General features: G+C 61.2%; 11 protein-coding genes. 5 read left to right on the forward strand and 6 right to left on the reverse strand.

Features of this window, described 5'->3' with window-relative positions:
• Both WBV42_RS11605 and WBV42_RS11610 read right to left on the reverse strand, forming a co-directional pair.
• The coding region (locus WBV42_RS11605) for a XapX domain-containing protein (protein ID WP_423986184.1) at window positions 1–95 on the reverse strand (95 nt) is incomplete at its 3' end.
• A gap of 69 nt (window positions 96–164) precedes the next feature.
• The gene (locus WBV42_RS11610) at window positions 165–350 is read right to left on the reverse strand and encodes a DUF7556 family protein (protein WP_423986176.1); all 186 of its coding nucleotides are present in this window, start codon (window positions 348–350) and stop codon (window positions 165–167) included.
• Between the two features lie 291 nt (window positions 351–641).
• On the opposite strand from WBV42_RS11610, the gene WBV42_RS11615 reads away from it, so the two are divergent.
• Window positions 642–1661 (forward strand): DUF1616 domain-containing protein, encoded by a 1020-nt coding sequence (locus WBV42_RS11615; protein ID WP_423986177.1) that lies wholly within the window; start codon window positions 642–644, stop codon window positions 1659–1661.
• Window positions 1661–2242 carry a metal-dependent hydrolase gene (locus tag WBV42_RS11620; RefSeq protein ID WP_423986178.1) on the forward strand — a complete coding sequence of 194 codons (582 nt, stop codon included), beginning with the start codon at window positions 1661–1663 and terminating at the stop codon, window positions 2240–2242. Before WBV42_RS11615 ends, WBV42_RS11620 begins: the two co-directional genes overlap by 1 nt.
• 33 nt (window positions 2243–2275) lie before the next feature.
• Here the strand turns inward: WBV42_RS11620 and WBV42_RS11625 are convergent, their stop codons facing one another.
• Genes WBV42_RS11625 through WBV42_RS11635 form a run of 3 tightly spaced genes read right to left on the reverse strand, consistent with a single transcriptional unit; the run spans window position 2276 to window position 5188 of the window.
• A complete protein-coding gene (locus tag WBV42_RS11625) occupies window positions 2276–2518 on the reverse strand; it encodes a hypothetical protein (RefSeq protein WP_423986179.1) in 243 nt (80 codons plus the stop codon).
• Between the two features lie 43 nt (window positions 2519–2561).
• Window positions 2562–3578, reverse strand: coding sequence for a lipid II:glycine glycyltransferase FemX (locus tag WBV42_RS11630; protein WP_423986180.1), 1017 nt, complete (start codon window positions 3576–3578; stop codon window positions 2562–2564).
• The gene (locus WBV42_RS11635) at window positions 3575–5188 is read right to left on the reverse strand and encodes an alkaline phosphatase family protein (RefSeq protein WP_423986181.1); all 1614 of its coding nucleotides are present in this window, start codon (window positions 5186–5188) and stop codon (window positions 3575–3577) included. The genes WBV42_RS11630 and WBV42_RS11635 overlap by 4 nt, the downstream gene beginning before the upstream one ends.
• A 530-nt stretch (window positions 5189–5718) precedes the next feature.
• Here WBV42_RS11635 and WBV42_RS11640 point away from each other — a divergent pair.
• Both WBV42_RS11640 and WBV42_RS11645 read left to right on the forward strand, forming a co-directional pair.
• Window positions 5719–7152 carry a hypothetical protein gene (locus tag WBV42_RS11640; protein WP_423986182.1) on the forward strand — a complete coding sequence of 478 codons (1434 nt, stop codon included), beginning with the start codon at window positions 5719–5721 and terminating at the stop codon, window positions 7150–7152.
• Window positions 7152–7361, forward strand: coding sequence for a hypothetical protein (locus WBV42_RS11645; protein ID WP_066145593.1), 210 nt, complete (start codon window positions 7152–7154; stop codon window positions 7359–7361). Before WBV42_RS11640 ends, WBV42_RS11645 begins: the two co-directional genes overlap by 1 nt.
• 40 nt (window positions 7362–7401) lie before the next feature.
• Here WBV42_RS11645 and WBV42_RS11650 read toward each other — a convergent pair whose 3' ends face one another.
• The gene (locus WBV42_RS11650; protein WP_066145596.1) at window positions 7402–7953 is read right to left on the reverse strand and encodes a DUF7344 domain-containing protein; all 552 of its coding nucleotides are present in this window, start codon (window positions 7951–7953) and stop codon (window positions 7402–7404) included.
• Between the two features lie 413 nt (window positions 7954–8366).
• On the opposite strand from WBV42_RS11650, the gene WBV42_RS11655 reads away from it, so the two are divergent.
• Window positions 8367–8790 (forward strand): DapH/DapD/GlmU-related protein (locus WBV42_RS11655; protein WP_423986183.1); only part of this gene is annotated, 424 nt, incomplete at its 3' end.

Below are 8790 nucleotides of genomic sequence, written 5' to 3' on the forward strand. Positions count from 1 at the left end.
TCGGGCGGGGCGGGAATCGGAACGCCGACGAACTTGAACAGCGCGCCGGTCAGCAGTCCGGTCAGCAACGCAAGCGCAGTGAGTGTGTAATCCATTGAGTATGTACTCCGGAGAGTGCGGTGAAAAGTAGTTCGGACTGTGGCGTCGTTCGGGCGAGTTCGCCGTCAACGACGTTGTGAGAGTGGTTGTGCTACACCAAGCGGGACTGATATCCACGCGTCGTCCTGCGTGATGTCCGCAATGATAGCCAACTTGCCGCCGTCGTCGTCCTCGTCCACGGCGAACATGACTTCGCCGTCCGGAGCCAGTGCATCCGAGTCGTCGGTTGAGCATGTCCAATTCAGAGTCAATCACCGTCGTTCACTTGCCTGCCGTTCGGCAAGTCTGGAGGCATATCTCTCCTTCTCCCTCTTTGTTATGGACCCCCTTCGGCGTTACAAGAACCCCTTACCGGGCCGGAAACCCGGTTTACGGCGAGTTGGACTGTCAGTATGGTCGGTACAACCGACCGGTGGGGCGGTACGCGCAGGATAACAAAGTACCATCCGGGAATACGCTGGTCACGGACTGATTTCCATGCCGCTTCTAGAACGACAGACGGGCCAGCACCGCGCGACGACCGCCAGCGGACAATTACGCGTATGAGCCACGAAACGAACGAATCGTGGTGGACACGGATCACGCGTCCAGTGTTGGAGTTTCCGATCGATTTGGCCATCCTCGGTATTGCAGTCATACTCCTCTCCCTTGCGCTGATGCAACCGGGGGTGTACGGAACGCCACTCGCAGTCGCGTTGGGGATTCCACTCGTGTTCTTCGCGCCGGGGTACGCCCTCGTCGCGTTGTTGTTCCCGCAGGCCGGAAAACACACGTCGAGATGGTCGAGTCCGGGGCGATTCCGGCAGGACGGCGTAACGATGGGTGAACGGTGTGCGCTCTCGTTCGGCGTCAGCGTGTCGTTGCTGACGACGCTCGGCGTCATCTTCTCGCTCGCTCAACTGTCGTTCGCGCCGCTGCACGTACTCGGTGCGATCGTCGGGTTTACGCTCGTGATCTCGCTTTTCGCCGTCGTCCGGCGGTTCTACGTGCCGAAACAGGATCGACTGTCGATTTCGCTCCGGAGCGGTATCGCTCGGTTGTACCGTGCGCTCTTCGACGAGGAATCGGCGGCCGACGTGGTGCTCAACCTCGCGCTCATGCTTTCAGTCGTGATTGCACTGACGACTGTCGGGTTCGCCGTCGCCGCTCCGCAGGACGGCGATCACTTCTCCAACCTCTCCCTGCTCACGAAGGGATCCGACGGGAAGTACGTCGCCGAGAACTACCCGGAGAACATCACGGCGGGCGAGTCGAAACCCGTGTTCGTCGCCGTCAACAATCACGAGGATAAAGCGGTTCACTACTCCGTCGTCGTCGAACTTCAGCGCGTGGAACAGCAGCCGAACGGTGCTGGTAGCGTCACTAAACAGGAGGAGTTGGGGCGGTTCGATCATCGTCTCGGCGCTGGTGACACGTGGCGCGTTCGCCACGACATCGCGCCGACGATGACCGGGGAGAACCTCCGCGTCGAGTATCTGCTTTACAAGGGCACTCCGCCCAGCAATCCGACGGTGGACAACGCCGACCAACACGCCCAGATCTGGATCAACGTGACCGGATAATGTGGCCGTGGGAACATCTCGCGTTCGGCTACCTCGTGTACTCCTCGTATCGTCACTTCCGCACCGGGCGGCCGCCGAGGGGCGATGCCGTCGTCGCCCTCGCGGTCGCGACACAACTGCCGGACCTCGTGGACAAGCCGCTGGCATGGACGCTTTCGGTCCTCCCGAGCGGTCACTCGTTGGCCCACTCGCTCGTCACGGCGGTTCCGCTGTCCGTGGCCGCGCTCGTGCTCGCACATCGCGCGAACCGAACGGACATCGGCGTCGCGTTCACCGTGGGCTACCTCTCGCATCTCGCCGGGGATATCATCTATCCGCTGGCAATCGGCAAGGAGGCCTCGTTCGCCTTCCTGCTCTGGCCGCTCGTTCCCGTCCCGCCCGACAGTTCGAGTCTCGGCTTTCTGGCACGATTCCACGAGTACTTCGGCGAGTACCTCGCACACCTCGGCGACCCGGCAGTTACCGGTTACATCGTGCTCGAACTCGGCCTCCTGCTCGGTGCGGCCTGTCTCTGGCTGTTCGACGGGTTACCGGGGATTCCGCGGGCAATCGTCCGTTACGCACCCGTTATCGGACGGTAACGGGTCGATAATCGGTGTGAATGCCGACGTGACTTATTTTCCGGAGAGAACTGTTCCGCAGTGATGACAGACGTCGGTCTCGCGTTTGTTTCTCGCGCCGCACGATGGACAGTTCGTTTTCTCGGCCGGAGTCGTGCTCTCCCCGTCCGATTGTCCGGACGAAATGCCAATCGCAACTAGCATCGTTCCTGCGACGACGATTCCGACCGAGCCGAACATCGAGCCGATGCCGAGGAAAACGAGCGTGAGGCCTCCCGCCACGAGCGGATTTTCCATACGCTCGGCAGCGAACCGCGGATAAAAAGTCTTGTCGTATTCCTTACCGAAACCGCTTGTACACGTCGGACAGCAGGTTCATCATCCGCGTGCCGCGCTCCATGCTGTGATAGCGGACGAGTTCGGGGTTGAACTTCGCCTTGTAGCCACAGAGTCGGCGTTCGTTCGCGCCGACGAGGTCGTAGCGTTCGATTCCCTCGTCCATCGCGTCGCGCATGATGGCCCAGTCAACGAGGTCGTTGATCGGAACGTCGTGGTTGTGCTTCGCGCCGCCCTGCCAGCGGTACACCCGCTCGTCGTCGGCGAGAGCGATCATCCCGCCCGCGAACTCGCCGTCGACGTCACAGACGTACGGGCGAACCGCTCCCTCCGGCAGCCGTCGGTGGAGGTCCACGACGAACTCCGGGGAGAGGCTGTAGGGTTCGTCCTGTTCGTCGTGACGGGCTTTCACCTGCCCGATTATTCGACGGATCGCTTCCGGGCCGCCGACGTTGATCTCGTAGCGATCCTCGTCGGTTCGGGTGTTGCTCCGGGCGTCGCCACTGAAACTGGCCAGCACGTCGTCCTCGCCCGGCGTGAGATCGACCTCGTACGTGTGTCGCGGCTGGATTTCGAACTCGTTCCACTCGAACGGGCGAACGTCGGTGTAGCCCGCTCCCGTGCGGATGTGGACGTACTTCGGCGCGAACTCGTGGTCGAGCCACTTGAGACAGCCGTCGATGAACCGGCGGTGTCGACGTTCGGCTTTCCGTCGCTTGAGTTTCCCCATGTTCAACAGGGCCGGGCCGAGGCTGGGGAGCCAGATGCCCGGCGGCGGCGAAAACACGGTCGTCATCCCGCCCCTCGAGATCGTAAAGACGGGGAACAGCCCCACCGGTTCCTGTCCTTTGTACCCCATGAGGGGATGGAACTCCGAACCGGTGTGTTCGGCCTGCACTTCCAGCGACTCCAGTCGGTGGAAGACCGACCCCTGTGGCGACCGTTCGACGAGGTCGTTCCAGCGATCCAGATCGTTCGTCCGCTCTATCCTGATGCCGTCTTTTTCGATGGTAATACTCATTCGAGATATCCGAGGTCCGCAAGTCGCGTTTCGACGCGCTCGTCGTCCGTTTCGACCGTCTCGCCCGCTTCGAACGCGGGGTAACTCTGCTGGCCGACCGATTCGACGACCGGGAGAACCCGGCCGTCCATCCGATCGCTCGCCGGGAGTCCGAACGTCGCCAGAATCGTCGGTGCCACGTCGAAGAGATGGGCACCGGCACAGTTCGCATCGGGGGCGATGTCGTCACCCGCCGCGGCGAAGATGCCGTCTCGCTTGTGGTTCCACGGCTCGCTCGGTTTGCCGAACTGCTGGCCCCTGAGCTGGGCCGAGAGGAACTGATCGAACTCCGAGGGGACACAGACGATGTCCACGGCGTCCGCGCTGTACGGCCCGGTGAAATACTCCTCGCGCGGGGCGACCGTCTCGAACACGAAGTCGCCGTCTGGCGTCCTGACGTCGCGCAGTTTCTCGATGATCTCCGCGCGAACTCCTTCGTACTCGTCGGGAGAAACGACGCCGCTCGGGTCGCGTCCCTCGACGTTGAGTCGGACGCCGCACTCGATCCTGTCGCGCATGTACGCGACGGAGTTGGGGAAATCGACCTGCTCCGTCGCCGCGCGGATGAACTGCTCGGGGACGTGTTCCGCGACGACGGTGTCCAACCCGACGCGTTCGAGTACGGTTCCGATCCGCTGGCTCGTGATGCCGACCCGCGCGGCGAGCGCGAGTCCCCGCTCGGCCATCCCCTGCTCGTGGGAGGAACTCTCCTCGCCCTGCTGTAACTGGTTGCCCGCGATGGTGGACCACGAGGGCATGCCTTCGCCGCCGCGGGCGGTTTCGACGTAGCCCTCCTCGTGCAGGAAATCGTTGACGCGGAACTCGTAGCCGTTGTACTCGCCGATGCCGTGGTCGCTGGCGACGACAACGGTGTCCGGGTCACACGTGTCGAGGATTTTCCCGACCTGCTCGTCCACCGCTTCGTACACCGCTCTGGCGACCGCCTCGTCGCCCGGATGTTCGTGAAAGAGCGTATCCGTACTCTGGAACTGGACGAAGCCGAAGTCGGGGTCGAAGCGATCTACGAGATATCTAAATGCGTCACCGCGCATGCGTGTGAGGCGGCGATACCATTCGACGGATTGCTCCTCCGGGAGGTTTCGTGGCGGATACACCCGGTAGCCGCCGATTTCGTCCCGAACTTCGTCGAGGAGCCCATCGGGGTGGCACGTCGGGTTTTCCGGTGCGGTGTACCCTGGGAGTATCGCGCCGTCGATCTCGCGCGGCGGGTGTGTGACGGGTGCGTTGACGACGACGCTCGACAAGCCGTGTTGGTCCAGCAGTTCCCAGAGCGTGTACTCGCGGACACGGCTGGCGTTCACCACGTCCCAATCGTAGCCGTCGAAGTGGAGAAAACCGAACACGCCGTGCTTTCCGGGATTAACGCCGGTGTACAACGAGGGCCACGCGCTGGGGGTCCACGGCGGTAGTTGCGATTCCAGTGGCCCGGACGACCCCTCATCGAAGATCGAGGCGAGGTTCGGGAGCGCCCCCTTCTCGAACAGTGGTTCGAGGACGCTCCGACACCCCGCGTCGATTCCGATGAGGAGGGTCTGCATCTGACAGTCCATGCTGTTTTCGCGAACCCCTCGTTCGTCCTTTGTTATGCGTCAGTTTCCAGCCGTTTAGAGTGGCCGTACTGGCCGAATCCCCGTCAAACGTCGTCAGTCGCGGAGCGTGTGACTCAATACCACCTTTCTCCGGTTCGACGGCCCATCCGTTCTCTCGACGTAACTGGCCATCAAATATTTCAGACGGTACAGTGGCCCCAAACCGATACATACATAAAATAGGAGAAGAACATTGAATCTGCAATGGCACGCGACGCAACGACAGGCGAGCGATATCCTTCCTGAAAGGGCAGGTGTGGCATCGACGTTTACATCTGGATCGATGTCACAGATGCTCACTCCGCGACGAAAGCTAATCGAAGGTCATTCTCAGCGTCAAATAGACGACGACCCGGCGGTAATGTGACGTTTCCATTGGAAATGACGTCATACTCTCCTCGGATACCTGCCATTAGTGTACTTTTAAATGATGTGGATTACATTGAGACAGGATCGTAATCTACTTAAATTGGTAATGCGCCATTGAAGCCATGGCACGCGACGAAACGGCACGCGATTCGACAGACAGCGGTCTGTTAAACCGACGTTCGTATCTGAAATTCGCCGGAGCGACGGCAGCAGCCTTCGCTACGGCCGGCGTAGCGAACGCAGAAGACTATCGAACCATCACCGTCCCTGCTGGCCAACAGAAATCGATCCACGTTGGGGACGGAGTGACGTTCGAGAACGTCCTCATCGACATCACCGCATCCGGTGCTGGCGTGGCGATCACGACCAGCGGAAACGGTTGGACGATTCGCAACGTCGGTATCAAAGGACAGCACAGCGGTGAGAGCTTCATGATCATGCCCGGCGTCGAATCGTCGGACGGTCACGGTCTCATCGAAAACGTCTACATGGGCGACGGGACCAAGGCCAGAAAACACGGTGGCGGGGTTTGGGTCAACGCCAACCTTCCCCACCGTGGGACCATCACCATTCGACGCACGCACATCGCGAACACGGTCAACAACGGTCTGTACGCCTCCGGTCCGGGGAGTAAAGGCGCGAAAGGGATCACGAACGTCGAGGATTCGTACTTCCACTCGAACAACATCTCCAACATCCGCCTGAACGCGAAGGGCTCCAGAACACCGTACGTCAAGAATTCCGTGGTGAAGGTCGATGAAAGTACGCCCCCCTGTGGCGAGAACTGTTCGGCACCCGGGACGGTCAACAACCGCGGTGTCTGGTCGTGGTACGGTACGACGAAAGTCATCGACTCCGATATTCAGGGTGGATTGGTGACCGCGCACGGCGGTAACGTGAAAACGGAAAATACCCGGACTGGCGACAACGCGGACCTGACGCCGCCGAAAGGCGTCCCGATGACCGCGGAGCAGGCGGCGAGCGGTGCGGCCAAGAGTCACGGAAATCGCAAGCGAGCGGCGAAGAAAAAGCAGTCGAAAGCGAAGGGACTGCCGAACGTCATCAGCATTTCGAGCAACTCGTCCTCGAAGGCCGCGTCCTACGAGTTCGAGGTCGCCGGAAAGATCCGAAAGTCGACCGATCACGGAGCCTCGAAGGACGACGACGACACGCTCAAAAACGGTACCGCAACCGGCTCCGTTGCGGGCGGCACCGACAGTTACGAGTTCTCGGGCCCGCTCGTGAGCTTCAGTCTCGACGGCAAGGCGACAGTGTCCCTCAACGGCGAGCAGGTCACGGCGGGCAAACTCGGTCTGCCGAAAACAATCGTCATCGACGGCCACAAAACCGCCGGGTCGAGCAGCTACTCCTTCGACGTCGGCGGGTCGGTCGCCAAATCCGACGCCCTCGGTTCGATCAACAAGATGGACACCGTCGAAGGCACCCGCGTCACGGGGAAGGTCTTCAACGGTAAGGACGGCTATCGATTCTCGGGTGACTTGAAACGGCTCCAGGTCGACGGCAAGGCACGAATCTCGATCGGAGCGGGGAAATAATGAGCCGGTCCCGCTGGGAGCGACTTCCCGCCAACCCCGACCTCGAAGGGGATCTCGGCTACGAAATCGACGAGTGGGACGTTATCCGAGCCCGCCGAGACGGGCGCGGCCGACTCATGTTCCTTCCAAAGGACAAGGACATGCTCCGCGACGATGCGTTCATCCTCGCTGACGCGGACGCCGTTTGTAACGTCGAAAAGAAGCAGTAGATCCGCTATCGGATCTTTTCGAGGTCCGTTCTTCTTCCACCTACTGCCCTTCGGCCCGCCGCAGCTCGGGCGGCAATCCCTGCACGGTTCGCCGCCGATAGTAGAGATACTGGGCGATGGCCGAAACCCCGTACGCGACGAGAATGATGACGGCAGTGGCGATGCCGGAAATCAGCGTGAACGGGTATATCTCGAACCAGACGCCGAGCACGAGCAGGATGCTCCCGAGCGAGAGCGCGAGGTAGTATCTGTCCCACGGAATCTCGGGTCGAGAGACGTCGCCGAGGTACGTATCGAGTTCACGTGCGCGTCGCGAGAGGGAAATCTCGCCCTCGTCCCTGTCGTACTCCACGATTCCCGCGTCGTCGAGTTTGGGGAGATGGGTCTGATAGAGCGAGATGTAGACGCGCTTGCGCTGCTCGCTCGTCAACCCCGAGAGCGTGGTGTCGTTCTCCCACACCGCGACTTGATCGGTCAGGTCGGAAAGCTCGACGATTCCTCCCTCACGTCGCAGGTAGTAGAGCGCGTAGCGTCGTCGTGGACTCTTGAGAACCTCGAACACTTGGTCCTGTGAAAGTCCGGAACTAGCCATCGTATGGGGAGAGAGGCCGCTCGCTCATCGAAACCAATACACCTCCGTTTGCGTACGCGACCAGCCTGTGGTCACGGCTTCCACCACCGCATACACCGGCAATCACCGCTTCCCCACTTTGTTACCACGGTGCTGTTCTCGGGTAACGTCGCCATACACCCCCTCCATTCCGCCGTATTCCTCGTTCCCGGTCGAGTAACGCCGATTTCGGGGGGTAAACGGCTCGTAGCGGGGCTAGTCCGGAGCTACCCGGCGCCAAGGAGCGTATAACAAAGAGGACAGGTAGGGCATGGGGAATAACGCCCAGTCCGTCGCACGCACGGCGGAATCGGGCGATTCATGACCCAAGCTATGAACTCACTACCATCCACTGACACGCCCTATGACTCGTGTCTCCGTTGGGGTGGTCGGCCGTGACCGAACCACAGAGTCGGGACCGGACCATCCACCCGGATGCGACGGTTGGATACGCCTACACGGCGGATTCGACACCACCGACTATCGGTGACGGTGCAACCATCCGGTCCGGAACGGTTATCTACGACGACGTAACCATCGGGAACGATTTCACGACCGGCCACGGTGCCCTCGTGCGGGAGAAGACGACCATTGGCGACGACGTTATCGTCGGCACGAACACGGTTATCGACGGGCAAACGACCATCGGCTCGCACGTGAGCATGCAGACGAACGTCTACGTCCCGACCAAAACCACGGTCGGGAATCGGGTGTTCGTCGGACCGGCCGCGACGTTCACGAACGACCCGTATCCCATCCGCCAATCGACGGACCTCGAAGGGCCGACGCTCGAAGACGACGTCTCCATCGGCGCGAACG

It is taken from the genome of Haladaptatus sp., from assembly GCF_049589095.1.
GTDB lineage: Archaea > Halobacteriota > Halobacteria > Halobacteriales > Haladaptataceae > Haladaptatus.

Coding starts and splice junctions, on each gene's coding strand:
- WBV42_RS11630 (WP_423986180.1), bottom strand. CDS start 3,578: ATGAGTATTACCATCGAAAAAGACGGCATCAGGATAGAGCGGACGAAC.
- WBV42_RS11615 (WP_423986177.1), top strand. CDS start 642: ATGAGCCACGAAACGAACGAATCGTGGTGGACACGGATCACGCGTCCA.
- WBV42_RS11620 (WP_423986178.1), top strand. CDS start 1,661: ATGTGGCCGTGGGAACATCTCGCGTTCGGCTACCTCGTGTACTCCTCG.
- WBV42_RS11640 (WP_423986182.1), top strand. CDS start 5,719: ATGGCACGCGACGAAACGGCACGCGATTCGACAGACAGCGGTCTGTTA.
- WBV42_RS11650 (WP_066145596.1), bottom strand. CDS start 7,953: ATGGCTAGTTCCGGACTTTCACAGGACCAAGTGTTCGAGGTTCTCAAG.
- WBV42_RS11625 (WP_423986179.1), bottom strand. CDS start 2,518: ATGGAAAATCCGCTCGTGGCGGGAGGCCTCACGCTCGTTTTCCTCGGC.
- WBV42_RS11645 (WP_066145593.1), top strand. CDS start 7,152: ATGAGCCGGTCCCGCTGGGAGCGACTTCCCGCCAACCCCGACCTCGAA.
- WBV42_RS11635 (WP_423986181.1), bottom strand. CDS start 5,188: ATGGACTGTCAGATGCAGACCCTCCTCATCGGAATCGACGCGGGGTGT.